The organism is Pantoea sp. SGAir0430 (assembly GCF_043549295.1).
This window is the reverse complement of the sequence record NZ_CP039427.1, coordinates 683,880-708,169: the sequence shown is the minus strand read 5'-3', so window position 1 is coordinate 708,169 and position 24,290 is coordinate 683,880. Positions and strand designations below refer to the sequence as shown.

Annotated in this window: 18 protein-coding genes; 5 read left to right on the top strand and 13 right to left on the bottom strand. The window is 56.1% G+C overall.

Annotation, left to right across the window (positions count from 1 at the left end; translation table 11 throughout):
- Positions 1 to 279: 279 nt before the first annotated feature.
- Complete coding sequence (gene putA / locus E7738_RS03415; protein WP_394516327.1) at positions 280 to 4,224, top strand: trifunctional transcriptional regulator/proline dehydrogenase/L-glutamate gamma-semialdehyde dehydrogenase; 3,945 nt, start codon at positions 280 to 282, stop codon at positions 4,222 to 4,224.
- A 155-nt stretch (positions 4,225 to 4,379) separates the two neighbouring features.
- On the opposite strand, the gene E7738_RS03410 is transcribed toward putA, so the two are convergent.
- The 8 genes from E7738_RS03410 to E7738_RS03375 form a co-directional block, all read right to left on the bottom strand.
- Positions 4,380 to 5,462, bottom strand: a complete 1,083-nt coding sequence (locus E7738_RS03410) for an acyltransferase family protein (protein WP_058774543.1) — start codon at positions 5,460 to 5,462, stop codon at positions 4,380 to 4,382.
- A 413-nt stretch (positions 5,463 to 5,875) separates the two neighbouring features.
- Positions 5,876 to 6,628 carry an L-cystine ABC transporter ATP-binding protein TcyN gene (gene tcyN / locus E7738_RS03405; protein ID WP_058780700.1) on the bottom strand — a complete coding sequence of 251 codons (753 nt, stop codon included), beginning with the start codon at positions 6,626 to 6,628 and terminating at the stop codon, positions 5,876 to 5,878.
- On the bottom strand, positions 6,625 to 7,293 hold the full coding sequence (gene tcyL, locus E7738_RS03400) for a cystine ABC transporter permease (protein WP_058757420.1): 669 nt from the start codon (positions 7,291 to 7,293) through the stop codon (positions 6,625 to 6,627). The genes tcyN and tcyL overlap by 4 nt, the downstream gene beginning before the upstream one ends.
- Positions 7,293 to 8,093 (bottom strand): cystine ABC transporter substrate-binding protein, encoded by an 801-nt coding sequence (gene tcyJ / locus E7738_RS03395; RefSeq protein ID WP_394516097.1) that lies wholly within the window; start codon positions 8,091 to 8,093, stop codon positions 7,293 to 7,295. Before tcyJ ends, tcyL begins: the two co-directional genes overlap by 1 nt.
- A gap of 150 nt (positions 8,094 to 8,243) precedes the next feature.
- A complete protein-coding gene (locus tag E7738_RS03390) occupies positions 8,244 to 9,230 on the bottom strand; it encodes a D-cysteine desulfhydrase (protein ID WP_238561864.1) in 987 nt (328 codons plus the stop codon).
- 131 nt (positions 9,231 to 9,361) lie between these two features.
- Positions 9,362 to 9,865 carry a flagella biosynthesis regulatory protein FliZ gene (gene fliZ / locus E7738_RS03385; protein ID WP_031280184.1) on the bottom strand — a complete coding sequence of 168 codons (504 nt, stop codon included), beginning with the start codon at positions 9,863 to 9,865 and terminating at the stop codon, positions 9,362 to 9,364.
- Between the two features lie 49 nt (positions 9,866 to 9,914).
- Entirely contained in the window at positions 9,915 to 10,637 is a 723-nt protein-coding gene (locus E7738_RS03380) for an RNA polymerase sigma factor FliA (protein ID WP_021509900.1), read from the bottom strand.
- Positions 10,638 to 10,780: 143 nt separating this feature from the next.
- Positions 10,781 to 11,749: an HNH endonuclease signature motif containing protein gene (locus E7738_RS03375; RefSeq protein WP_021509899.1), complete on the bottom strand. Its 969-nt coding sequence runs from the start codon at positions 11,747 to 11,749 to the stop codon at positions 10,781 to 10,783.
- A 320-nt stretch (positions 11,750 to 12,069) separates the two neighbouring features.
- Here E7738_RS03375 and rfbA point away from each other — a divergent pair, with 320 nt between their 5' ends.
- The 3 genes from rfbA to rfbD are packed head-to-tail and all read left to right on the top strand — an operon-like array spanning position 12,070 to position 14,352.
- Positions 12,070 to 12,936: a glucose-1-phosphate thymidylyltransferase RfbA gene (rfbA, locus tag E7738_RS03370; protein ID WP_125310830.1), complete on the top strand. Its 867-nt coding sequence runs from the start codon at positions 12,070 to 12,072 to the stop codon at positions 12,934 to 12,936.
- 1 nt (position 12,937) lies between these two features.
- A complete protein-coding gene (rfbC, locus tag E7738_RS03365; RefSeq protein WP_262264743.1) occupies positions 12,938 to 13,486 on the top strand; it encodes a dTDP-4-dehydrorhamnose 3,5-epimerase in 549 nt (182 codons plus the stop codon).
- Positions 13,471 to 14,352, top strand: coding sequence for a dTDP-4-dehydrorhamnose reductase (gene rfbD, locus E7738_RS03360; protein WP_166711594.1), 882 nt, complete (start codon positions 13,471 to 13,473; stop codon positions 14,350 to 14,352). Before rfbC ends, rfbD begins: the two co-directional genes overlap by 16 nt.
- Before the next feature lie 32 nt (positions 14,353 to 14,384).
- Here rfbD and E7738_RS03355 read toward each other — a convergent pair whose 3' ends face one another.
- The 5 genes from E7738_RS03355 to E7738_RS03335 all read right to left on the bottom strand — a co-directional run bounded on the left by E7738_RS03355 (position 14,385) and on the right by E7738_RS03335 (position 22,639).
- Positions 14,385 to 15,536 carry a DegT/DnrJ/EryC1/StrS family aminotransferase gene (locus E7738_RS03355; RefSeq protein WP_021509895.1) on the bottom strand — a complete coding sequence of 384 codons (1,152 nt, stop codon included), beginning with the start codon at positions 15,534 to 15,536 and terminating at the stop codon, positions 14,385 to 14,387.
- A gap of 184 nt (positions 15,537 to 15,720) precedes the next feature.
- The gene (locus E7738_RS03350) at positions 15,721 to 19,233 is read right to left on the bottom strand and encodes a glycosyltransferase (RefSeq protein ID WP_394516096.1); all 3,513 of its coding nucleotides are present in this window, start codon (positions 19,231 to 19,233) and stop codon (positions 15,721 to 15,723) included.
- A gap of 170 nt (positions 19,234 to 19,403) precedes the next feature.
- On the bottom strand, positions 19,404 to 20,336 hold the full coding sequence (locus E7738_RS03345) for a flagellin N-terminal helical domain-containing protein (RefSeq protein ID WP_058757414.1): 933 nt from the start codon (positions 20,334 to 20,336) through the stop codon (positions 19,404 to 19,406).
- Between the two features lie 238 nt (positions 20,337 to 20,574).
- A complete protein-coding gene (locus tag E7738_RS03340) occupies positions 20,575 to 21,507 on the bottom strand; it encodes a flagellin N-terminal helical domain-containing protein (RefSeq protein ID WP_394516095.1) in 933 nt (310 codons plus the stop codon).
- A gap of 199 nt (positions 21,508 to 21,706) precedes the next feature.
- On the bottom strand, positions 21,707 to 22,639 hold the full coding sequence (locus tag E7738_RS03335) for a flagellin N-terminal helical domain-containing protein (RefSeq protein ID WP_058771164.1): 933 nt from the start codon (positions 22,637 to 22,639) through the stop codon (positions 21,707 to 21,709).
- Between the two features lie 235 nt (positions 22,640 to 22,874).
- Here E7738_RS03335 and fliD point away from each other — a divergent pair, with 235 nt between their 5' ends.
- Positions 22,875 to 24,281 (top strand): flagellar filament capping protein FliD, encoded by a 1,407-nt coding sequence (gene fliD, locus E7738_RS03330; protein ID WP_238561862.1) that lies wholly within the window; start codon positions 22,875 to 22,877, stop codon positions 24,279 to 24,281.
- The last annotated feature ends 9 nt before the right edge of the window (positions 24,282 to 24,290 follow it).

Sequence of the window (24,290 nt, the reverse complement as noted above, 5' to 3'; positions counted from 1 at the left end):
CCTGGGTTTCACCTGACTTTGCATTTTTCATGCTCACAGGTTGCGCCTGTTCACATTTTAAGTTGCACCTGATGTCAGCCAGGATGCGTTTTGTTGCGGTGGGTTGCAACTCTGGCGAGATTCTTGCAGCAAGTTCTGTGCCGCTTTTGCTGCGTTAACAAAAAAGGCGGTTAAAAACGTGCAACCGAGGTCACATTTAACACGGTTGCACAAAGTTGCAACATGAGTGATAGTGCAGCCCACGCTGAAGTTGATTCACACTTTGAGGACGAGGAAATCATGGGAACCACCACCATGGGGGTGAAGCTGGATGAAGCCACCCGCGATCGCATTAAACTGGCGGCGCAAAAGATTGACCGCACGCCGCACTGGCTGATCAAGCAGGCAATTTTTAACTATCTCGGCCAGCTGGAAGCGGGAGAAACGCTGGCGGAGATCCCGCTGCAGCTGAATGATGCCGCAGACGATGAGCGTGTGCCGGAAGAGAGCTTCCAGCCTTTCCTCGACTTCGCCGAACACATTTTGCCGCAGTCGGTCAGCCGCTCGGCCATCACCGCCGCGTGGCGTCGTCCGGAGACCGATGCGGTGCCGATGCTGCTGGAGCAGGCGCGTCTCCCTGCCCCGCTGGCAGAGAAAACCCACCAGCTGGCATACAGCCTGGCGGACAAGCTACGGCACCAAAAAGGGGCAACCGGACGCGCCGGCATGGTGCAAAGCCTGCTGCAGGAGTTCTCGCTCTCGTCGCAGGAAGGCGTGGCGCTGATGTGCCTGGCGGAAGCGCTGCTGCGTATTCCTGACAAGCCCACCCGCGATGCGCTGATCCGCGATAAAATCAGCAACGGCAACTGGCAGTCCCATCTGGGCCGCAGCCCGTCGATGTTCGTCAACGCCGCCACCTGGGGCCTGCTGTTTACCGGGCGTCTGGTCTCCACGCACAATGAAGCCAACCTGTCTAAATCGCTGAACCGCATCATCGGCAAGAGCGGTGAACCGCTGATCCGCAAAGGCGTGGATATGGCGATGCGCCTGATGGGCGAACAGTTCGTCACCGGCGAAACCATCGCCGAGGCGCTGGCCAACGCGCGCAAGCTGGAAGAGAAAGGCTTCCGCTATTCGTATGACATGCTGGGCGAAGCGGCACTCACCGCCAGCGATGCCAAAGCCTATCTGGTCTCTTATCAGCAGGCGATTCACGCGATTGGTAAAGCCTCCAACGGGCGCGGCATTTATGAAGGTCCGGGCATTTCCATCAAGCTGTCGGCGCTGCATCCGCGCTACAGCCGCGCGCAGTATGAGCGGGTGATGGAAGAGCTTTACCCGATCCTGAAATCGCTGACGCTGCTGGCGCGCTCGTATGACATCGGCATCAACATCGATGCCGAAGAAGCCGATCGCCTGGAGCTGTCGCTCGATCTGCTGGAAAAACTCTGTTTTGAGCCGGAGCTGGAAGGCTGGAACGGCATCGGTTTCGTGATTCAGGCTTATCAGAAGCGCTGCCCGTTTGTGATTGATGCGCTGGTGGATCTGGCGCAGCGCAGCCGCCGTCGTCTGATGATCCGTCTGGTGAAAGGCGCTTACTGGGATAGCGAAATCAAGCGCGCGCAGATGGAAGGCCTTGAAGGCTATCCGGTTTACACCCGCAAGGTGTACACCGACATCTCCTACCTCGCCTGTGCGCGTAAACTGCTGGCGGTGCCTAACCTGATTTATCCGCAGTTTGCCACCCACAACGCCCACACGCTGGCGGCGATCTACCAGCTGGCGGGCAACAACTACTATCCTGGCCAGTACGAGTTCCAGTGCCTGCACGGCATGGGCGAACCGCTGTACGAGCAGGTGGTGGGCAAAGTGGCCGACGGCAAGCTGAACCGGCCGTGCCGGATTTATGCGCCGGTCGGTACCCACGAAACGCTGCTGGCCTACCTGGTGCGTCGCCTGCTGGAAAACGGCGCCAATACCTCGTTCGTCAACCGCATCGCTGACAACACGCTGCCGATTGACGAGCTGGTGGCCGATCCGGTGGCTGCGGTGGAGAAAATGGGTGTCGCAGAAGGCGCCATTGGCCTGCCGCATCCGAAGATTCCGCTGCCGCGCGATCTGTATGGCGACAAGCGTGTTAACTCTGCCGGTCTGGATCTGGCCAACGAACACCGCCTGGCGTCGCTCTCCAGCGCCCTGCTCTCCAGCGCCAGCCAGCCGTGGCAGGCTCAGCCGATCATTGATGGCGAGCTGGGTAGCGGCAGCAGCCGCGCGGTGATCAACCCGGCCACGCCGGCGGATATCGTCGGCAGCGTGCGGGAAGCCACCCCTGAAGAGGTCTCCTGTGCGCTGGATGCCGCGGTCAATGCCGGACCAATCTGGTTCGCCACGCCGCCGCAGGAGCGTGCCGCGATTCTTGAACGTGCCGCCCAGACAATGGAAGACCAGATGCAGCAGCTGATTGGTTTGCTGGTGCGTGAGGCAGGTAAAACCTACAACAACGCCATTGCCGAAGTGCGCGAAGCGGTGGACTTCCTCTACTACTACGCCGGCATGGTGCGTGACGATTTCGATAACGAAACCCATCGCCCGCTCGGTCCGGTAGTGTGCATCAGCCCGTGGAACTTCCCGCTGGCGATCTTCACCGGCCAGATTGCCGCCGCCCTGGCGGCCGGCAACAGCGTGCTGGCAAAACCCGCCGAGCAGACGCCGCTGATTGCCGCGCAGGCGGTGCAGATCATGCTGGATGCCGGCGTACCGGCCGGCGTGCTGCAACTGCTGCCCGGCCAGGGCGAAACGGTGGGTGCGCAGCTGACCGGCGACGAGCGGGTGCGCGGCGTGATGTTCACCGGCTCAACCGCAGTCGCCACCCTGCTGCAGCGCAACCTGGCTGGCCGTCTCGATCCGCAGGGTCGCCCGACGCCGCTGATCGCCGAAACCGGCGGCATGAACGCCATGATCGTCGACTCTTCAGCGCTTACCGAACAGGTGGTGGTGGATATCGTGGCGTCCGCGTTTGACAGCGCCGGTCAGCGCTGCTCGGCGCTGCGTCTGCTGTGCATCCAGGACGATGTGGCGGACCACACGCTGAAGATGCTGCGTGGTGCCATGGCCGAATGCCGCATGGGCAATCCGGAGCGTCTGTCGACCGACGTCGGTCCGGTGATCGACGCTGAAGCCAAAGCCAACATCGAGCGCCATATCCAGGCGATGCGCAATAAAGGCTTTACCGTGTATCAGGCGGTGCAGGAGCATCCGCAGGACAGCAAAGAGTGGCACAGCGGCACCTTTATCAAACCGACGCTGATTGAGCTCGATCAGGTCAGCGATCTGGATAAAGAGGTGTTCGGTCCGGTGCTGCACGTGGTGCGCTTTGCGCGCAACAACCTGCCGCAGCTGATTGAGCAGATTAACGCCTCGGGCTATGGCCTGACGCTCGGCGTGCATACCCGAATCGATGAAACCATTGCGCAGGTGACGGCCGGGGCGAAAGTCGGCAACCTGTACGTTAACCGTAACATGGTTGGCGCGGTGGTTGGCGTGCAGCCGTTCGGTGGCGAAGGCCTGTCGGGCACCGGTCCGAAAGCCGGCGGTCCGCTCTATCTCTACCGCCTGCTGGCCCATCGTCCGGACGGTGCCCTGCGCATCACCTTTGATCGTCAGGATGCCGAACGGCCGGTGGACAGCAGCGTGCGCACCACGCTGCTGAGCGCGCATCAGGCATTGCAGAGCTGGGCACAGGATAAGCCGGAGCTGCTGGCGCTGTGTCAGCGTTACGATGCGCTGAGCCAGGCCGGGACCGTGCGACTGCTGCCAGGCCCGACCGGTGAGCGCAATACCTTTACGCTGCTGCCGCGCGATCGGGTACTGTGTATCGCGGACAATCAGCAGGATGCACTGATTCAGCTGGCGGCGGTCACCAGCGTCGGTAGCCAGGCACTGTGGCAGGATGACGAACTGCATCGGACGCTGCGCCAGTCGCTGCCGGCCGCGGTGCAGGCACGCATCACGCTGGCGAAAGATATGCTGGCGGCGGAGTTTGATGCGGTGATCTATCACGGCGATGCCGATCAGCTGCGCAGCCTGTGCGAACAGATTGCCGCCCGCGAAGGCGCGATTGTGTCAGTGCAGGGCTTTGCCCGCGGCGAGACCAATCTGCTGCTGGAACGTCTGCTGATTGAGCGCTCGCTGAGCGTCAATACCGCGGCCGCCGGCGGCAACGCCAGCCTGATGACCATTGGTTAAGTAAAGCAGGATCGCCATGGATGGCGTAATGGAGATCGGTGAAGGACACCGCAAGTTGCAATAAGGTCGTAGCGGCGCGATTCATTGTGCGATGAATCGCGCCGCTACGAAACGTTCCGTCGTTTTTGTACCATTTTAAAACTTACCTGCGCACATCACGCCACCGACTTACTGCGTTTCAAACCAATCAGCGTCGGGAACACAAACAGCGACTGCCCCAGCCCGCGGTTGGTCAGCGACCACACCGCCACCGAACACAGCGAACAGATGCCGACAATTGCCAGCGGATAGAAGCACGCCCACAGCAGCGCAAACCACGCCTGCTCAAACAGATGATGGCGCTGCGCAAACAGAATCGCTGACATGCCGAAGAACTCAATAAAAATGCGGTGGATAACGTAGATCTGCAGCGTGTTGCGGCCAATCCAGTTGAAGTAACGCATGCTGAAGTGCGCGTTGAGCCAGCGGCACGCCGCCACGCTCACCAGCACCGCGATGATGCACATGAACAGGCTCTTATCGAGGCCAAAAATCACGTGCAGGCCGGACAGTGCGGCCAGCGCGGCCCACGGCAGAAGGTTCTCGCGGCGCAGCTGACTCAGGCGCAACATCAGCGGGCTCCAGAACGCGCCCAGCAGGAAGAACAGGAAATACTGCGCCACGCTCTGCGGTCCCCAGTAGGGAATGATCTTCTCCACCGCCAGATAATTCAGCACCACCGCCGCCACCAGCAGCGCCACTTTGTGCTGACGGAAGATTTTGGCGCACAGGAAGTAGATCGCCAGACCGTACAGGTACCACGAGGTACTCATCGCCAGGAAAGTCAGCTTAAGGAACTCCAGCAGCGAACCGGCGTAAGCCGCGTTGAGGTTCTGCGAGATACGCTGGCCGGTGATTTCAGTCGAAATGCCGACAATCGACCACCACTGAATAAAGCCCCACAGCACATAGAGATAGAACAGATTGGTAATGCGGCTGGTAAATACCTGTTTCCACGGTCGGTTGAGAATGCCGTTGGTGGCAAGCAGGCCGGAGACGAAGAAAAAGGCGGGCATACGCAACGGTGATAACACCGTATTAAACTGCACCCATATTTCCGCCGGAATCCAGCCGGCGCTGAGATATTTAACCGTGCCTTCAAAGCCGGGTAATACGGTGTGGTAAAGTACCACCAGCAATATGCACACCCCTTTCAGGGTATTCACCCATGCAATATCTTCTTTTCTGGCGTTATTCATATTTTTGACTCCTGCTGCGGTGTAGGTCTTAAAGGAGAAAAATGAAGAAACAGGCAGTGAAGCCTTTATGGTTATTCAACGATTATTCAACAAGCAGCAGGGGCTGACTCTAGCGAAACTCCTAAAACTTTTTCGCTGGTCCTGATATAACAATACTTTACAGTACCAGAGATACATTGACCGCCCGACGGGTTAGCCGTGAACGACTGTTATTTAAGCCTTCATCCGGATCGTTATCCTCAGATTATGTGGTGAATGTGGCGGGGAAATTAAGAACATTCCGCACGCGGGAAAGCCAGCTATTAATTCTGTGGCACAGAAATAATTTTAATAATGCGTCAAAAAGGTAAGCGCGGCATTTAATATTTTGCTAGCGGGGAAATAATTCGGGCCAGCGAACCGGCCCGGAGAGATTATTGATTGAGAAACTTGTCGAGAAATTGCCGGGTGCGTGCCTGCTGCGGATTACTGAACAGCGCTTTCGCCGGGCCCTGCTCCACAATACGCCCCTGATCCATAAAGATGGCGCGATCGGCGACGTCACGCGCGAAGCTCATCTCATGCGTAACGATCACCATAGTGCGTTTCTCCTGCGCCAGCGCGCGGATGGTGCTGAGCACCTCGCCCACCAGTTCAGGATCCAGCGCCGAGGTTGGCTCATCGAACAGAATCACCTGCGGACGCATCGCCAGCGCCCGGGCAATTGCGACGCGCTGCTGCTGACCGCCGGAAAGCCGGCGTGGAAAACTCTCTTCCTTACCGTGCAGACCAACCTTCTCCAGCAGCGTGCGCGCGCGCGCAATGGCTTCCGCCTTCGCTTCGCCTTTGACGATTACCGGCCCTTCAATGATGTTCTCCAGCACCGAACGGTGCGGGAACAGATTGAAGTTCTGGAACACAAAGCCGACCTGCTGGCGCAGCTGCCGCACTTTATCCTTCTGCTTATGCAGGCCGAGGCTGGCGTCGATGCTGATGTCACCGACTTTGACCAGGCCGCTTTCCGGCACTTCCAGCAGATTAATACTGCGCAGCAGCGTGGTTTTGCCCGAGCCGCTCGGACCGATGATGGCCACCACTTCGCCGGGCGCGACATCGAGGTCGATGCCGTGCAGCACCGTCTGGCCGTGAAACTGTTTCACCAGCTGACGGACTTCAATTGCACTCATCTTGCCTCCCGATCCTGACGATTGACGTGCGCTTCCAGCCGGTTTTGCAGCGCCGACAGCACCGTAGCCATCACCCAGTAAATCAGCGAGGCCGCCAGATACATGGTGAACACTTCCAGCGTGCGCGAGGTGATCAGCTGCGCCTGCCGGAACAGCTCCGGCACCTGAATGGTGGCCGCCAGCGAGGTATCTTTCACCAGGCTGATAAAGCTGTTACCGAGCGGCGGCAGCGCGGTTCGCGCCGCCTGCGGCAGAATAACGCGACGCAGCGTCTGCCACGGCGTCATGCCGATACTGGCGGCCGCTTCCCACTGACCGCGCTCAATAGCCGCAATCGCGCCACGCAGCGATTCCGAGGCATAGGCCGCGGTGTTAAGTGACAAACCAATCATGGCTGACGGAATCGGGTCGAGCTCAATGCCAAACTGCGGCAGACCGTAGTAGATCATAAACAGCTGGGCGATCAGCGGCGTGCCGCGAAAGATCGACACATAGAAACGCGCCAGCCAGTTGACCGGCCAGAAGCGTGACAGGCGCATCAGCGCCAGCACGAAGCCGAGTATCAGGCCGAAGAACATCCCGCCGATACTCAGCTGCAGCGTGAACAGCGCGCCTTTCAGCAGAAAAGGTGCTGAATCCAGCACCAGCTGTAAACTTTCCTGCATTATTTCGTGACGTCCGCGCCGAACCACTTCTCAGACAGCTTGCTCAGCGAGCCATCTTTCTGCATGTCGCCAATCGCACCATCAATCGCTTTCAGCAGCGATTCATTGCCTTTGCGCAGCGCCACGCCCGCTTCCAGACGGGAGAACGCCGGGCCAGCCACCGCCATGGTATTGCCGGTTTTTTTCACCAGATCCAGCGCGGCTAAGCGGTCGACCAGAATGGCATCAACGCGGCCTGAACGCAGATCCTGATATTTGGTTGGGTCATCATCATAGGTACGGATATCCACGCCTTTGACGTTGTCGCGCAGCCACTGCTCATAGTTAGAACCGAGACCCACGCCGACTTTCTTGCCGGACAGATCTTCCGGTTTGGTGATGGAGCCCGCGTTCTTCTTCAGCGTCAGCGCCTGCACGCCGGAGATGGTGTACGGCGTGGAGAAGTCATACTTCTTCTTGCGCTCGTCGGAGATGGTCACCTGGTTGATCACCACGTCGATACGTTTGGAATCCAGCGAGGCCAGCATACCGTCCCATTTGGTCGGTTTGAGATCCGCTTTCACGCCGAGGTGTTTTGCCAGCTCCTGGGCAAACTCGACTTCAAAACCGGTCAGCTTGCCGTTTTCATCCTGGAAGCTGAACGGCGGATAGGTGCCTTCCAGCCCGACGCGCAGCTCACCTTTGCTCTTGACCTGCGCCAGCAAATCTTCTGCCGCAAAGCTTTTTACGTTCACGCCCGCCACCAGTGCGACCGCCATCATTCCCATCACCAGCTGGCGACGAATCGGAGAGAAAGCCATGTTTACCCCATTATTGTGATGTGTTGTGTGCTTATGGTTAATTAACGCTCATTTTGGGCGCGGCGTGCTTTATCTCGCAATAAAGGGTGCCGCTCCGGCATGTGCTCTTTGTAATAACCGCTGGATTATAAACCTTTTTTTGCTGCTGTCTCATACCGAAGGATGATAAGCAAATAACGCTGGTGCGCCGCCGGTATGCACAAACAGCAGCGGCCCTTCCCGGCGGAAACGGTTCTGGCTGATGCCATCAATCAGACCCGCCATCGCTTTGCCGGTGTAGACCGGGTCGAGCATAATGCCCTCCAGCCGCGCCAGCAGGCGCACCGCTTCCATGCCTTCGTCATTGGGTTCGCCGTAGCGTGGCGCAAAATAGTCATCCCACAGTGTTACCGGCGCACGCGCTTCCAGCTCCAGCTGCTGTGCCAGCGCGCTGCGAATGCGCTCCACCATCGGCAGCTGCGCCTCGACCTTGCGCGACACCGTCACGCCCACCAGCTCGCTATTCGGCAGCAGCTGTTCCAGACCGACCGCCAGCCCGGCATGCGTCCCGGCACTGCCCGACGCCACCACCACCGCAGCGAAATCCACCACGCCTTCGCTTTGATGGGCAATCTCCTGCGCGCATTCGACGTAGCCGAGCGCGCCAAGCGCATTCGAGCCGCCCACCGGCACAATGTAAGGCCGGAAGCCCTGCGCTTCCAGCCGTTCTGCCTGCTCTGCCAGCTGTTGCGGCGGATTGTGCAGCGCATCAACCATCACAACCTCGACATCCATCAGGTCCAGCAGCAGGCGGTTGCCGTTGCTCAGATAGTTGGCGGCGTCGGTGCCAATCGGGTTCTCCAGCAGCGCCACGCACTTCAGGCCCAGACGCGCCGCCACGGCTGCCGTCTGGCGCACGTGGTTGGACTGGATCGCGCCGGCGGTCAGCAGCACATCGGCGCCTTCACGCAGCGCATCGGCAGCGAGAAACTCCAGTTTACGCAGCTTGTTACCGCCCAGCGCCACCGGCGTGACGTCATCACGTTTAATAAAGATATCGCGTCCGAGGTAATCAGACAGGCGTGGCAAATGCTCTAACGGCGTCGGTGCGCCAAGCAGTTCAAGACGGGGAAACTGGTGCAGAAGATGTAAGGACAATGCAGCCTCCATTCGGGCAATGTGCAGTTATCCCTACAGTGTTGCAGAAGATGAGAAAAGTCGCATCCGGAATTGATCGCGACGCGCCCCGGTTGCTGGCATGCTCACCAGTAACCGGGGTTGAATCACCCTTAGCCGCGCTGCCAGCCTAAGAACTGGTCATATTTGCGCAGTGCAATACGGTAGTTATTGTTGCCCGCATCGGGCAGATCGTTTTGCAGACACTCATGCCAGCTGTTGCCCCGTAACCTTTCTGCCGGGAAATTTTTCGCTTTCAGCATGTCATCAAGACGACGCAGACGCACCACATATTCACGAATGGTACTGTGACTCATCTCGGTCTGCTCAAACAGATATTGTTTGAACGCCATGATATCGAAGTAATTCGGATGGGTATTACAAAAAATATCGCTGCAGAAACGGCACAGCGCCGTCAGTTCCGGCTGGAGTTTCATCCATACCTGATCGTCAATCATCTGGTCCATGCGTGCGATGGCCTCTTTATTGATGATCTGGCCGCGGAACACTAACGCCATACGGTCTAAAACTTTGCCACAGTGTGAACAGTTGCTTTGGCTGTGTTTGTAGTCTTTAAGGTAGCGACTTAACGGTCTGGCTTTAACTTTGGCTCCCATTGCTGAGTCCCCGGTTTTTTTATTTTTGGTTCCCCAGGAACTGAGTCTGTTAGCGCGCTCCCGTCAAACGGGCCCGCAGGCGTTTGATCGCCTGACTGTGCAACTGGCTGACGCGGGATTCCCCCACTTCCAGCACCGCGCCAATCTCTTTCAGGTTCAGTTCTTCCTGGTAGTACAGTGTGAGCACCAATTTTTCGCGTTCAGGCAACGCCTCAATCGCTTCAATCACGCGTTCACGCAGGTTTCCTTCCATTAACTGATGCAACGGGTTGGCTTCCTCATGCCCCTCCGTGACCAGTTCCGCACTGTCGCCGTGTTCTTCCCGATACTCGTCGTACGAGAAAAGCTGGCTGTTATTGGTATCCAGCAGAATCTGCCGGTACTCTTCCAGCGAAACATTCAACCGCTCAGCCACTTCCTGCTCGGTAGCCGCGCGCCCCAACGCTTGCTCTACCTGATGCATGGCGCCGGCCACCTCGCGCGCATTACGACGTACGCTGCGTGGTGCCCAGTCGCGGCTGCGCAGCTCATCCAGCATTGCGCCCCGGATACGCTGCACGGCGTAGGTGGTAAAGGCGGTGCCCTGCAGCGCGTCATAGCGCTCCACGGCATTCAGTAAGCCAATACCACCGGCCTGCAGCAGATCGTCAAGCTCAACGCTGGCTGGCAAACGCACCTGCAGGCGCAGCGCTTCATGCCGCACCAGAGGAACGTAGCGCTGCCAGAGCGAATGTTTATCCATCACGCCATCGGCGGTATAGAGATCGTTCACGTTGACTACCCTGCGTTAATAAAGTTATCGGCATGATTATCCAATTCTGTAGCGGTTTCGATTGGCAGAATAGGCAGGCAAAAGCGAGGTTATTTCAAATTTGTTATGGATGGCGGTGGATCGCACCGCCATTGTGCGCAGGTTCAGCGCAGATTACGCAGCCGCTGCCTTGTGCCAGGCGGGACGGCGTCCCACAGCGCACAGGTTTTGCCCTCAAGCGCCTGATAAAAAGGGCTAATGGACTCGTCGCATTCCAGCGCGGAATTAAACAGCACCTGACCGGTTTCTGCGTCAATGCTAATCATTTTGTTGATAAACAGCCGCTGCAGGTCGCTGCGCAGGAACAGGCCATTGTCGACGCTGTTATCCGCCAGAAAGCCCTCTTCATTCTCCTGGGTGTCGATATGGCAGGCTTCCACCCACGGCCAGCTGTGGCGCTCGGTTAAGCGCGTGCCGGTAATAATGCAGGCACCATAGCGCGCCTTCACCGCCGCGCTGAACTCCGCCTGGCTGGCGCGCTGGAACACTTTCGCCTTGACGCGCCGCCCCACTTCAGTACCCGGCATTACCGCGCTGGGCATTTTCTGCTGCGGCGTGCTGAGCACCACTAAAAACTGTATTTTGCGTGACAGTGGGAAACACGGATGCGCCTGCGGATCGAACAGCTGCCAGTACTCATCCTCTTCGGTCTGACGCATCAGCACCAGCTTGAAACCGCGGCTGTTGAGCAGGTTTTGCGCTTCCGCCGAGCGGGGATCGAGCATCGCGTAGACCCGGGTTTCGCCGATCACTTTCCAGCGTCCGCTTTTACGCGCTTCATCGTTACGACGAAAATAGAGAAACGCCTGCTGGTTTTTAAGGTAATGCTCGAAGCGGCGCAGGTAGTTTTTGCGCTCGTTATCGTCGGAGACGAACAGCAGATCCTCCAGCGGACTGTTCAGCTCCTCCTGCGCAAACAGCGCGCGGATCACCAGGTTGCGGTAGCTGGTTGACGGGCTGAGCAACCCGCGGGCGGTGAGTTCCTTCTCATCAGGATGCTGCTGCGCATAGCGCAGCGCGATCTCATCGAAGGTCAGTTGCTCACCCGGTAACAAGTCATAATTGAAGCGCATAGACACCCCAGAAACAGGAAAAATAGAGCGTAAAAATTGGAATGATTCTGAAGAGGGTTATCGGCAGTTCTCACCCAGGCTGTAACAGGATGGTTACTTTTTTGAGGTTATGATGCGCAAGGGGAAATCGTCTGCCGCACAACAGCCCAATTTGATTTAGCTCAGCAGGAAAGCCCACGCGCTGCTTTTCTCTCCTTCCGCTTATCCCCGGCAATGCCCGCTTTTTTATCGGTTATTCGCGCCATCAATTATTCCTGCGCGCTCGTATGCTCACAGCATGACTCTGTGGAGAGCAGAGACGCGTAATAAGGAAGGCAATGATGAAAGGTATAGTGCTGGCGGGCGGGACAGGTTCCCGCCTGCATCCTGTAACCTGCGGCGTATCGAAGCAGCTGTTACCGGTTTATGACAAACCGATGATTTACTATCCACTTTCGGTGCTGATGCTGGCAGGCATTCGTGACATCCTGGTGATTACTACCGCTGAAGATCTGGCGGGATTCCAGCGTTTGCTGGGCGACGGCAGCCATTTCGGCGTCAATCTGCAGTTCGCGGTGCAGCCATCGCCCGATGGCCTGGCGCAGGCGTTTATCATCGGTGAGTCTTTTATTGCCGGTGAGCGCTGCGCATTAGTGCTGGGCGATAACATTTTCTTTGGTCAAAGCTTTGGTAAAAAGCTCGAAGATGTGGTCGCGCGACCGCAGGGTGCTACGGTATTTGGCTACCAGGTGATGGACCCTGAGCGCTTCGGCGTGGTGGAATTTGATAAGCAGTTCCGCGCGCTGTCCATTGAAGAAAAACCGCTACAGCCAAAATCGAACTATGCCGTCACCGGCCTCTATTTTTACGATAAAAATGTCTGCGCCATGGCGCGGGAAGTTCGCCCTTCTCACCGCGGCGAACTGGAAATTACCACCCTCAATCAGATGTATCTCGACGATGGGTTGCTTAACGTTGAAGTGCTGGGACGTGGCTTTGCCTGGCTCGACACCGGTACCCACGAGAGCTTACTCGAAGCGTCACACTTCATTCATACCATTGAAAAGCGCCAGGGCTTCAAAATTGCCTGTCTGGAAGAGATTGCCTGGCGCAAGCGCTGGATCGGCAGCGAATCGCTGCTGCAGCGCGCCGCCTATCTCGGCAAAACGCAGTATGGTCACTATCTGAAGATGCTGGTGGAGGAGTGAGATGGAGGTCATCACCACGAAAATTGCTGATGTCAAAATTATCCAGCCTAAAGTGTTTGGCGATGCCCGCGGCTTCTTCCTCGAAACCTTTGAGAAGCGGCGTTATCAGCAACTGCTGGATATCGACCTGGATTTTGTGCAGGACAACTACTCCCGTTCGGCGCGTAACGTGCTGCGCGGGATGCATTTTCAGAAAACCCAGCCGCAAGGCAAGCTGGTGCGCGTGGTACGCGGCGCGGTGTTTGACGTTGCCGTCGATATCCGTGCGGATTCGCCCACCTTTGGCCAATGGACCGGGCTGGAGCTGTCTGAAGAGAACAAAACCCAGTTGTGGATCCCGCCGGGTCTGGCACACGGTTTTGTGGTGCTCTCCGAGGTCGCTGACTTCGAATATAAATGTACTGATTACTACAACCCACAGGATGAAGCCTGCCTGATGTGGAATGACGCTGAAATTGCGGTGCAATGGCCGGTAGCGACGCCTCTGCTATCGGTAAAAGATCAACAAGGACTCTCCCTGCAGGAGTTAGTGCAATGCGCGTTTTGTTAACCGGTGCTTATGGCCAGCTTGGCCGTTGTTTACTGGATCGGGTGCCGGCAGAGTGGGTGCTGCTAGCCTGTGGCTCTGCCGAGTTAGATATTACCGACCGCCCGGCGGTGGAACGGGTGGTGAAGAAATTCCGTCCCGATGTGATCATCAATGCCGCCGCATATACCGCGGTCGATAAGGCTGAAACCGACCGTATCCGCGCCATGAAGGTCAACGCCATCGGCCCGGAAAATCTCGCCATCGCCGCTCACCAGCAGGGCGCCCGCTTGATTCATCTCTCCACCGATTACGTGTTTGATGGCAGTAAAAAAACGCCTTATACCGAAAGCGATCTGCCCTGCCCGATTAATTTCTACGGCCTGAGCAAATGGGAGGGTGAGAAACGCGTATTCTCAGTGCTGCCGGACGCCGTAGTGATTCGCACCTCGTGGGTGTTCAGTGAGTACGGTGCAAACTTTGTCAAAACCATGCTGCGGCTGGCAGAAACCCGCAGCGAAATCAGCGTGGTGAACGATCAGTTCGGCTGCCCGACCTATGCCGGCGATCTGGCACAGGCGATTATCACCCTGGCATCCCGCGCGGAAGCCGCCGGCGTTTATCACTACTGTGGCGATGTGGCGGTCAGCTGGTGCGAATTCGCCCAGGCGATTTTTGTGGCCGCGCAGCGGGATGTGCTGGTGAAAGGGATTGGCAGTGCGCAATATCCGATGGCAGCGGCAAGGCCGGTAAATAGCGTACTGAATACCGTGCGGATAGCGGCGCTGGGGGTTGAAGCATCGGACTGGCAAAACCGCGTGCAATCCGCCTGCTTAGCCGGTGATTCAGCCATCGTTCAGCCCGTTCCTGACATCACCGCCCTGCAATAAATATAAAACAAGGCGTCTCAGACGCCTTGTTATTATCCCACCAGAGGTAACGCGCGGCTTGTTAGCTTTTGCTCAGCCAGGCGGTGAATGATTTGCACAATATTGTCAACTTCGGCCAATGCTAAGCCAGGATAGACCGGCAAACATAACACGCGCTGAGACATTTGTTGTGCAATCGGTAAGGCCGCTTCATCAGCGCTAGGTAATCCACGATACATTGGGAAACTGGTGATCAGCGGATAGAAATAACGGCGGGCAATAATGTTGTGCTCACGCAGATGGGCATAAAGCTCATCACGACTCAGCGGAAAATCTTCGGTTACCATCACCGGCAGATAAGAGTAGTTCCATTCAACATCAGCCGGAATATGCGGCAGCGTAATGCCATCGATTTCCGCGAGCAAATCATAGTAGTGCGCCTGAATACGCGCCCGCTCCGCTAATGCCTGGTCGATGTGCTTTAACTGCAGCAGGCCAAAGGCCGATTGCACCTCGTTCATCTTGCCGTTAATGCCGGTCGCCACAATGGTGGTTTCATCTGCAAAGCCAAAATTCTTCAGGTAATCGATGCGCTTTTTGGTTTTAGCATCCGGGCAAATAATTGCGCCACCTTCAATGGTATTGAAAACCTTCGTTGCGTGAAAACTTAAAATCGACAAGTCACCATAATTCAATATGCTGTTGCCGTTTTTACGGACGCCAAAGGCGTGAGCCGCATCGTAAATGACTTTCAGCCCGTACAGGTCAGCGATGCGCTGAATATTCTCCACGTCGCACGGATTGCCGTAGCAGTGCACCGGCATAATGGCTGTGGTTTGCGGTGTAATGGCCTGCTCTATTTTGGAGGCATCGATATTACAGCTTATCGGGTCGATATCGACAAACACCGGGGTTAACCCATTCCACAACAGAGAATGCGAGGTGGCGACAAAAGAATAAGGTGTGGTGATGACTTCACCGGTAATACGCAACGCCTGCAGTGCCGTCAGCAACGCCAGCGTGCCATTGGTAAATAAGCAGAGATGCTCAACACCTAAATAGCGTGCCAGCTCCTGTTCAAGTTGCTGATGGAAGGGCCCGCCGTTGGTCAGGACTTTATTCTGCCAGATCTGTTCAAGGTAAGGCATGAACTCTTCCAGCGGTGGCATAAGCGGGCTGGTTACATACACAGGTTTATTATTCATAATCGTTCACCTCAGCAGAGTGCCTTTTCACACCAACCCACTCTTGAAGGTTATCAGCCGGGTCATTCCCTGCAGAACAGGTATTCGCCTCAGCCAGTGATGAGGCGGTGAATGACCGCAGAGTGTGGTGTTATCCAGATAGATTGAAACTGCATTGACCCGCTGCGGTGCAGCAGGTCAAAAATTAACGCTTCAGCGTCCAGGCTTGTGACCAGCTTTGCAGGTTCTCGCCTTCCAGCATCCAGTCCTGGCGAATTTCCTGCTGCAGCCTGGCGCCCATTTGGGCACTCGCTGCGGGGTCCAGCAGATGCATATTGATGGCGTCCACCCAGTCTTTGTGGCGGTTCTTCACGCGCGTGACGGTTAAATCACCGCGATAACACGCCACATCACTGCAAATCACCGGAATGCCGCAGGCACCATATTCCATCAGGCGCAGATTACTTTTACAGGTGTTGAAAAAGTTATCTTCGACAGGCGCTAACGCCAGGTCGAGATTAAGCGAAGCCAGTTTGGCCGGATAACGCTCAATTTCTACGCCGTGGTGATATTCATGAATAAAAGGCCGCAGCTTTGGCGGGCACATGCCAAAAAACACCCATTCAACGTCATTAGCAAAATGGCGCACTACATCGACAATCATTTCCAGATCGCCGGTATGACTGGAGCCCCCGGCCCAGCCAACGCGTGGTTTTTTTCCCTGATTGCGCAGCGACTGCAGCTTGCCCCACCAGTCATGCGAAAGACGGTTTTTACGCACCACAATATCGTGGTGCATATCCGCGAACGCTTCGGCTAGGGGTTCGGTGGATACGACAAAGCGATCCATATAACTCAGGCTGCGCCGCATCAATTTTTTAACATCGTTGCCAAACTGTGAGCGATGATGATTTTTGAGCGGAATATTGGGCAGGTAGTCGTCGAGCTCATAAATTTTGAACGCCTGCGTATGCTTACTGACTTTCTCCAGCCATTCATGGAACTCGGCGTCAATCCGACGCTGGAAAATCAGGCTATCGGGCGCGAAGCGATTGAGCTCGGCAACATTTATCAGCGTGGAGGATAGTTTGCCATCCACCAGGCCGGCATCGCGCATCGCCTCATAGGGCTTGATGATGCGATAGTAACCACAACCGGCAAAATCAGCCATGAAAGGCATAACCACCGGCAATGGCCGCCACGAAAGCGGACGCCATGTCAGTTCGCTGTCGGAGGACACGCTAAAGTTGATGTTATTGAGCGTCAGGTTGGGGTTATACGCCGGATCCTGGGTCACGATGGCCTGCCATTTCTGCAGCTGACGATCTTCCTCCTGGCTTCGACTCTGCGTGTCGATCGTCAGTTCAGGATTAACCTGCCGCAGCATACGCACGTACGGTGTCCAGACCGTCATCAACCCGGCTTCGCGCACGCGCAGACAGAAGTCGACATCGTCGAAATGCTGCAGCGTCTCATCCAGCCCCTCAACGGCGCGAAACACCTCGGTACGCACCATCATCAGATCGCCTGACACCGCGCTGTAGTTCTGGTCGGCTTGCAAACGCGCCATGTGTCCCGCGGTTTCATGGCTCTCACCATAGAACGGCTCACCTACCAGGCCGTTAATCCCCAGCACATAACCGGCGTGGCGTACCTGGCCATTTGCGTAGATTTGCCGGGCGCCAACAATAGCGACTTCCGGACGTTGGGCATGGTTAAGCAGATTTTCCAGCCAGCTGTTATCAAGCATGGCCAAATCGCTACTCAGCAGCAGCAGGTAATCGCCTCTGGCCACAGCGGCGGCGGCATTGACCATTCTGGCGCGATGAAAACCGCCCTCAATCTGCAATGTGCGAATGCGTGCCGGGTCGATCTCAGCGATACCGCGCAGCCATTCGTCCTGGGCGGCACTTCCGCCCTGAGCAGAAACCAGGAGCAATTCATAATTCTGTGAGGCGGTTTTTTCCATCAGTGAGGTGACGCAACTTACCAGGTTCGGGAGGTGATTACTCACCAGAACGATGATGGAAACCGGGGCCGACTGCGGGTGACCATAATGCAGCTGATAAACATTATGTGGGCTCAGGCTGACATCGGCCTGTGCGTAGCCGCGGTGCTGCAGGTGGGTGCGGATGAGGGCGCGCTCTTCATCCACCGGCTGTCGTAATGAGGCGGTCTGCACTAACGGCTCAGCCAGATGCCCAATCACATTAAAAGGCTGGCTTTCGATGGTGCGCAGAATCACGTCCAGTTCAAAACAGCCCGGCCAGTGCGTGGCAAACCCGCCAGTCTGTTGCAAAAATTCGCGGCGGAACAGCCAGTGGCAGGCCATTCTCGATGGGTTACTGAGCAGCAGGTCAAGATTAAAGTCAGGGCGGAAGGATGCGCCAACCGGACGGCCATTGACCGGATACACCTCATCGGCATAAATCAACTGGCAATGACCGACCTCCGGCAGCACCGTTCCCAGCGCCTGCAAACCTGAGGTATACAGCTGACTGCCGGCCCGTAATACTATCAGCCAGTCGAAATGTCCCTCTTCGGTCAGCGTGTTGAGCGCAGCAACTACCTGATTGTCGCGCACATCAATACGCTGCACAGAGGCCGGAATAAACGATTGATACGGTGCCGCCAGCACCACCGGCTGCAGGCTCAGGCCGGCCACAGAGACATCCAGGCTGGCCTGTGTCAGCAGCCACTCGGTCTCAGTCGCGTCGCGAACATCAATCACCACGGCAATACGTGCGACCGGCTGACTGGCAAGATGCTGTGCAATCAGCTGTTGTTCGATGGGCCGCAGTGTGCGTTGACGGAACCACTCGGCAAAATGGCTCTCTACCCGCGCATTCTGCAGCGCCGTTGTCAGGTCAAACGGCTGGAAGTCCTGCTGGCTGCGCAGCGTGGCGTGACGGATCCAGCCCTGCGGCAGCTGCTCATCATACCAGCCCAGTTTTTTGATCTCTTCCGGAAAGCGCTGGTGAGACTGACTGGCTATATTGCCATCGAGGCGCGCTTCCTGACTGGTTTGCTCACGCGAGATACGAATCTGCGCCAGCACCTGCGGTAAATAGACCAGATGACCATGACGTAGCAAGCGCAGGTAAATCACCAGATCGGCAATGAACGGTAGCCCTTCATCGATCAACGCATGCAGCTCGCGCGGTTCGTCCACCAGCTTGCGCAGCGCCGCGCTGCGCACTAAAACGGCACTGGGTTCACCGATAAAGTTGTTCAGGAAATCAGCCTGCCAGCGGGCCATATCCTGACCATGAAAAATCGTGTCTTCTAATACCGGCGATACGCTGTAAATCTCGTCTGCCATCGCTTTACCGACGGAATCAATGCGATTACGTCTGGCTGTCGCCATCACCGCTTGCGGCACCTGCGACAGCGCCGCGACTAATTGCGACACGGCCTGCGGCAGAAGTACATCATCATCATAAAGGAATTTTACGTATTCGCCTTTGGCGCAACGTATTGCCTGACTGAGGTTGGCGATTTCGCCTAATGCGGGATGATGATGCTGGTAATAGATGGGAAATTTACTGTTTACCTGATACGCACTAACAATATCCTCGATTTTTGCATCAGGGCAATCATCGCCAATGATGATTTCACAATGAGGGTAATCCTGTGCTAATGCACTTTTCAGCGCCAGTTCAAACCAGGTGGCTTTATAAGCAGGAATGATTATGCTTACCAGTGCGTTCGCGTTCATTGTCGGTTGTATCCTCAGCCTCGGCGATAACTCACGTCTGTGTGACGTCTCTTTCAGCTCAGAATACGCGGCGCGCCTGGAAACAATCGCGCCATTATCCAGTAAAAAAGCGGTTAATCCCGCCCATAAAAAAGGCCCCCAGTTGGGGGCCTGATCTGCGTAAGAAAGAATTAACGCAGCAGAGATAGCATGGTCTGTGGCACCTGGTTGGCCTGCGCCAGCACCGAAGAACCTGCCTGCTGCAGGATCTGCGCGCGCGACATGTTCGACACTTCTGTCGCGTAGTCAGAATCCTGAATACGGCTGCGCGCAGCTGACAGGTTGTTCACGGTGTTGTTCAGGTTGGTGATGGTTGACTCAAAGCGGTTCTGTGAGGCACCCAGCAGGCTGCGCTGTGAGTCAACAGATTTGATGGCCGCATCAATGTCTGCCAGTGGCGTGGTGCCGGACGCTGCGCCAGACGCGCCGCCGGTGACTGCGCCTTTCAGCACGTCAAAACCAACGGCTTCAGTAGAGCGCGCGGTACCGTTAACGGTATCGCCTGAGGTCATCGCTCGGGTGTTCAGCGCGGTGCCGCTGGTGCCGGCTTTCGCCAGGTTATAACCATCGCTGGAGCTGATGGTGATGGCGATGGTTTCGCCATCTTTTGAACCCACCTGGAAGCTGTAGTCGGTAGAGCCGGAACCGGTGTTCAGCACTTTGATGCCGTTGAAGTCGGTCTGCGACGTTACGCGGTTGATCTCTTCCATACGCTGGTTAACTTCAGCCTGGATGGAGTCGATGTCTGAGGCCGAGTTCGAGCTGTTCTGCGCCTGCACGGTCAGGTCACGCACACGCTGCAGGTTGTTGTTGATCTCGGACAGCGCACCTTCAGCGGTCTGAGCCAGTGAGATACCGTCGTTGGCGTTACGGGCAGCAACGGTCAGACCGTTGATGTTAGAGGTGAAGCGGTTAGCAATCGCCTGACCTGCAGCGTCATCTTTTGCGCTGTTAATACGCAGACCAGAAGAGAGACGCTCAATAGCGGTACCCAGAGAAGCCTGAGACTTTGACAGGTTGTTCTGAGTCGTCAGCGACAATGTGTTGGTATTAATCACTGCCATAGCAAGTTTCCTTTATTAAGAGAGATAATTCAGCCCTTCAGGCCTGCGGTTCAACACCGTATTAAAGTTATCGACAGGCTGCGCAAAAACTTCACTCTTTTTAATATTGATTTTGTCGTCTTTGCAGACAAAAAATAGATGTTAATAATCAGAAAATTAGCAACGAGGCTGTGGCTACCCTCTTCCGGAAATAAAAAAACGGAGCCAGCTGGCTCCGTTGAAGTCTGCGCGTTTGCGATTAACGCAGCAGAGACAGCATGGTCTGTGGCACCTGGTTGGCCTGCGCCAGCACAGAAGAACCTGCCTGCTGCAGGATCTGCGCGCGCGACATGTTCGACACTTCGGTCGCGTAGTCAGAATCCTGAATACGGCTGCGTGCAGCTGACAGGTTGTTCACGGTGTTGTTCAGGTTGGTGATGGTTGACTCAAAGCGGTTCTGTGAGGCACCCAGCAGGCTGCGCTGTGAATCGACGGCTTTGATAGCGGAGTCGATGTCTGCCAGAGGCGTGCTACCGGTAGCTGCACCAGACGCGCCGCCGGTGACTGCGCCTTTCAGCACGTCAAAACCAACGGCTTCAGTAGAGCGCGCGGTACCGTTAACGGTATCGCCGGAAGCCATCGCACGGGTGTTCAGATCCGTACCGCTGGTGCCGGCTTTCGCCAGGTTGAATTTGTCGCTTGAGCTCAGGGTGATGGCGATGGTTTCGCCATCTTTCGCACCCACCTGGAAGCTGTAGTCGGTAGAGCCGGAACCGGTGTTCAGCACTTTGATGCCGTTGAAGTCGGTCTGCGACGTTACGCGGTTGATCTCTTCCATACGCTGGTTAACTTCAGCCTGGATGGAGTCGATGTCTGAGGCCGAGTTCGAGCTGTTCTGCGCCTGTACGGTCAGGTCACGCACACGCTGCAGGTTGTTGTTGATCTCGGACAGCGCGCCTTCAGCGGTCTGAGCCAGTGAGATACCGTCGTTGGCGTTACGGGCAGCAACGGTCAGGCCGTTGATGTTAGAGGTGAAGCGGTTAGCAATCGCCTGACCTGCAGCATCATCTTTGGCGCTGTTAATACGCAGACCAGAAGAGAGACGCTCAATAGCGGTACCCAGAGAAGCCTGTGACTTGGACAGGTTATTCTGCGTGGTCAGCGACAAGGTGTTAGTGTTAATGACTGCCATGATGTTTATTCCTTAACTGATGATGAATTCAGGTCGAAAACCCGTGGCGTTCTCGCCGTCGCCAAAATTTATCGGCAGCCGCTGCGTAAGCTTTAATGATGATTTCATTAAAATTAAGCGGTAAGTAACGATCGAAGAAAATCTCAGCAGCAGAAATAAAAAAGGGCCCCATGCGGGGCCCGGTCTGTGCGCGAGAGAATTAACGCAGCAGAGACAGCATAGTCTGTGGCACCTGGTTGGCCTGTGCCAGCACAGAAGAACCTGCCTGCTGCAGGATCTGCGCGCGCGACATGTTCGACACTTCTGTCGCGTAGTCAGAATCCTGAATACGGCTGCGCGCAGCTGACAGGTTGTTCACGGTGTTGTTCAGGTTGGTGATGGTGGACTCAAAGCGGTTCTGTGAGGCACCCAGCAGGCTGCGCTGTGAGTCAACAGATTTGATGGCCGCATCGATGTCTGCCAGTGGCGTGGTACCAGAAGCTGCACCAGATGCACCACCGGTCACTTTACCTTTGAGTACGTCAAAGCCAACAGCTTCAGTTGAACGCGTGGTACCGTTAACGGTATCGCCGGAAGCCATTGCACGGGTGTTCAGATCCGTACCGCTGGTGCCGGCTTTCGCCAGGTTGTAACCATCGCTGGCGCTGATGGTGATAGCGATGGTTTCGCCGTCTTTTGAACCCACCTGGAAGCTGTAGTCGGTTGAGCCGGAACCGGTGTTCAGCACTTTGATGCCGTTGAAGTCGGTCTGCGACGTTACGCGGTTGATCTCTTCCATACGCTGGTTAACTTCAGCCTGGATGGAGTCGATGTCTGAGGCCGAGTTCGAGCTGTTCTGCGCCTGCACGGTCAGGTCACGCACACGCTGCAGGTTGTTGTTGATCTCGGACAGCGCGCCTTCAGCGGTCTGAGCCAGTGAGATACCGTCGTTGGCGTTACGGGCAGCAACGGTCAGGCCGTTGATGTTGGAGGTGAAGCGGTTAGCAATCGCCTGACCTGCAGCATCATCTTTGGCGCTGTTAATACGCAGACCAGAAGAGAGACGCTCAATAGCGGTACCCAGAGAAGCCTGAGACTTGGACAGGTTGTTTTGCGTGGTCAGCGACAATGTGTTGGTATTGATAACGGCCATGATAAATTCCTTGAGTCAATGAGTTGAGATTCTATCGGGCTTTTGGCCCGGGGCCATTCAGCTTGCTTTGGTTATCGTCGGTACCTGAGAAAACCTTAGCTATTTTTTTAAACCCCGAAAACAGGCCCTTATCCCTTCTTTATTTGCCTCATTGTTTTTTTATATTTTGTCTAATATTTTTCCGCTCACTGCCGATACCCTCCTCAGTGATTATCCACCTATAAAGGATTACAACATGGCAAGTGTAAGTAACCTCAATGCTGGTAATAGCCTGGGTTTGAGCGATCTGTATGACCAGCTTGAAACGGCAGAAAAAGCCAACCTGACGCCAATTACAAATCAGCAAACCTCTTATAAAGCCAAGCTGACAGCATGGGGCGTCGTGCAAACGGCACTGGCGAAAGTCCAGACAGCTGCCGCTGCGCTCAAAGACACGTCTGCAATTGCCTCAACAAAAGTCAGTAGCACCAATACCGCGTTCACCGCCACGCTGGCCAATGATGCGGCGGCCGGTAACTTTTCGGTTGAAGTCACCCAACTGGCTAAAGCGCAGTCGCTGCTGTCGAAAAGCGCGACCAGTAAAGATGGCGATTTAGGCGATTCCAGCCTCGCCTCGCGCACCATCACCATTACGCAACCGGGTCAGAAAGACCCAATGACCATCACGCTGAGCAAAGATCAAACCAGCCTGACGGACATTAAAGATGCCATTAATAAACAGCAGGGCAGCGTTACCGCCAGTATCATCAAATCCGATGACAATACCTATTATCTGGCCCTGACCTCGCGTGATACCGGCACCACCAATGAGATGACAGTTTCTACCGATGACAGCGCCCTGGCGCAGTATATTGGTTTTACCAAAGGTGGCAGCAGCAATGGCATGACGGAGCAGGTAACCGCTGCCGACGCCAAACTGAGCATCAACGGCGTCGCCATCACCCGCAGCAGCAACACCATTACTGATGCGCCGGAAGGCGTCACGCTGAATCTGACCAAAACCAATACCGGCAGCCCGGAAACCTTATCCGTCACCAAGGATAATGCGCCGATGATCGCCGCAGTGCAGGCTTACGTTGACGCGTACAACTCGCTGCAGACCACCATCAGTAACCAGACCAAATATACCGCCGTGGATCAGGGCAGTACCTCGCAGGACTCCAGCAATGGCGATCTGTTAGGTGATGGCACGCTGCGTAACATTCAGACCAGCCTGCGCTCCAAGCTGTCCACCAGTGCCCAGAGCGGCGGCAGCATTTCCCTGCTGTCACAGATTGGCATTACCCAGGATGTAAATGGCAAGCTGACCGTCGACAGCACCAAACTGAACAAAGCGCTGGATGAAAAATCGGCGGATGTGGTCAGTTTCCTGTCCGGTGACGGCAAAACCACCGGCTTTGCGACGCAAACCAGTAACTATCTGGATCAGATTTTAGGCAGCAATGGCTCTGTACAGAATGCCACTGACGGCATCAATAAAACGCTGAAAAAACTGTCTGACGATTACGATCGGGTAAACGCACAGATTACCGCCACTATGGCGCGCTACAAGACCCAGTTCACGAACCTCAATACGCTGGTCTCATCCATGACCCAGACTCAGAACTATCTGACGCAGCAGTTCGCGAACATGAGCAGTTAACAGGAGTTA

Excerpts from the sequence above, each read along its gene's own strand:
- putA (WP_394516327.1), top strand. The coding sequence starts at position 280 with ATGGGAACCACCACCATGGGGGTGAAGCTGGATGAAGCCACCCGCGAT.
- E7738_RS03410 (WP_058774543.1), bottom strand. The coding sequence starts at position 5,462 with ATGAATAACGCCAGAAAAGAAGATATTGCATGGGTGAATACCCTGAAA.
- tcyN (WP_058780700.1), bottom strand. The coding sequence starts at position 6,628 with ATGAGTGCAATTGAAGTCCGTCAGCTGGTGAAACAGTTTCACGGCCAG.
- tcyL (WP_058757420.1), bottom strand. The coding sequence starts at position 7,293 with ATGCAGGAAAGTTTACAGCTGGTGCTGGATTCAGCACCTTTTCTGCTG.
- tcyJ (WP_394516097.1), bottom strand. The coding sequence starts at position 8,093 with ATGGCTTTCTCTCCGATTCGTCGCCAGCTGGTGATGGGAATGATGGCG.
- fliZ (WP_031280184.1), bottom strand. The coding sequence starts at position 9,865 with ATGGGAGCCAAAGTTAAAGCCAGACCGTTAAGTCGCTACCTTAAAGAC.
- E7738_RS03375 (WP_021509899.1), bottom strand. The coding sequence starts at position 11,749 with ATGCGCTTCAATTATGACTTGTTACCGGGTGAGCAACTGACCTTCGAT.
- rfbA (WP_125310830.1), top strand. The coding sequence starts at position 12,070 with ATGAAAGGTATAGTGCTGGCGGGCGGGACAGGTTCCCGCCTGCATCCT.
- rfbC (WP_262264743.1), top strand. The coding sequence starts at position 12,938 with ATGGAGGTCATCACCACGAAAATTGCTGATGTCAAAATTATCCAGCCT.
- rfbD (WP_166711594.1), top strand. The coding sequence starts at position 13,471 with ATGCGCGTTTTGTTAACCGGTGCTTATGGCCAGCTTGGCCGTTGTTTA.
- E7738_RS03355 (WP_021509895.1), bottom strand. The coding sequence starts at position 15,536 with ATGAATAATAAACCTGTGTATGTAACCAGCCCGCTTATGCCACCGCTG.
- E7738_RS03350 (WP_394516096.1), bottom strand. The coding sequence starts at position 19,233 with ATGAACGCGAACGCACTGGTAAGCATAATCATTCCTGCTTATAAAGCC.
- E7738_RS03345 (WP_058757414.1), bottom strand. The coding sequence starts at position 20,336 with ATGGCAGTGATTAATACCAACACATTGTCGCTGACGACTCAGAACAAC.
- E7738_RS03340 (WP_394516095.1), bottom strand. The coding sequence starts at position 21,507 with ATGGCAGTCATTAACACTAACACCTTGTCGCTGACCACGCAGAATAAC.
- E7738_RS03335 (WP_058771164.1), bottom strand. The coding sequence starts at position 22,639 with ATGGCCGTTATCAATACCAACACATTGTCGCTGACCACGCAAAACAAC.
- fliD (WP_238561862.1), top strand. The coding sequence starts at position 22,875 with ATGGCAAGTGTAAGTAACCTCAATGCTGGTAATAGCCTGGGTTTGAGC.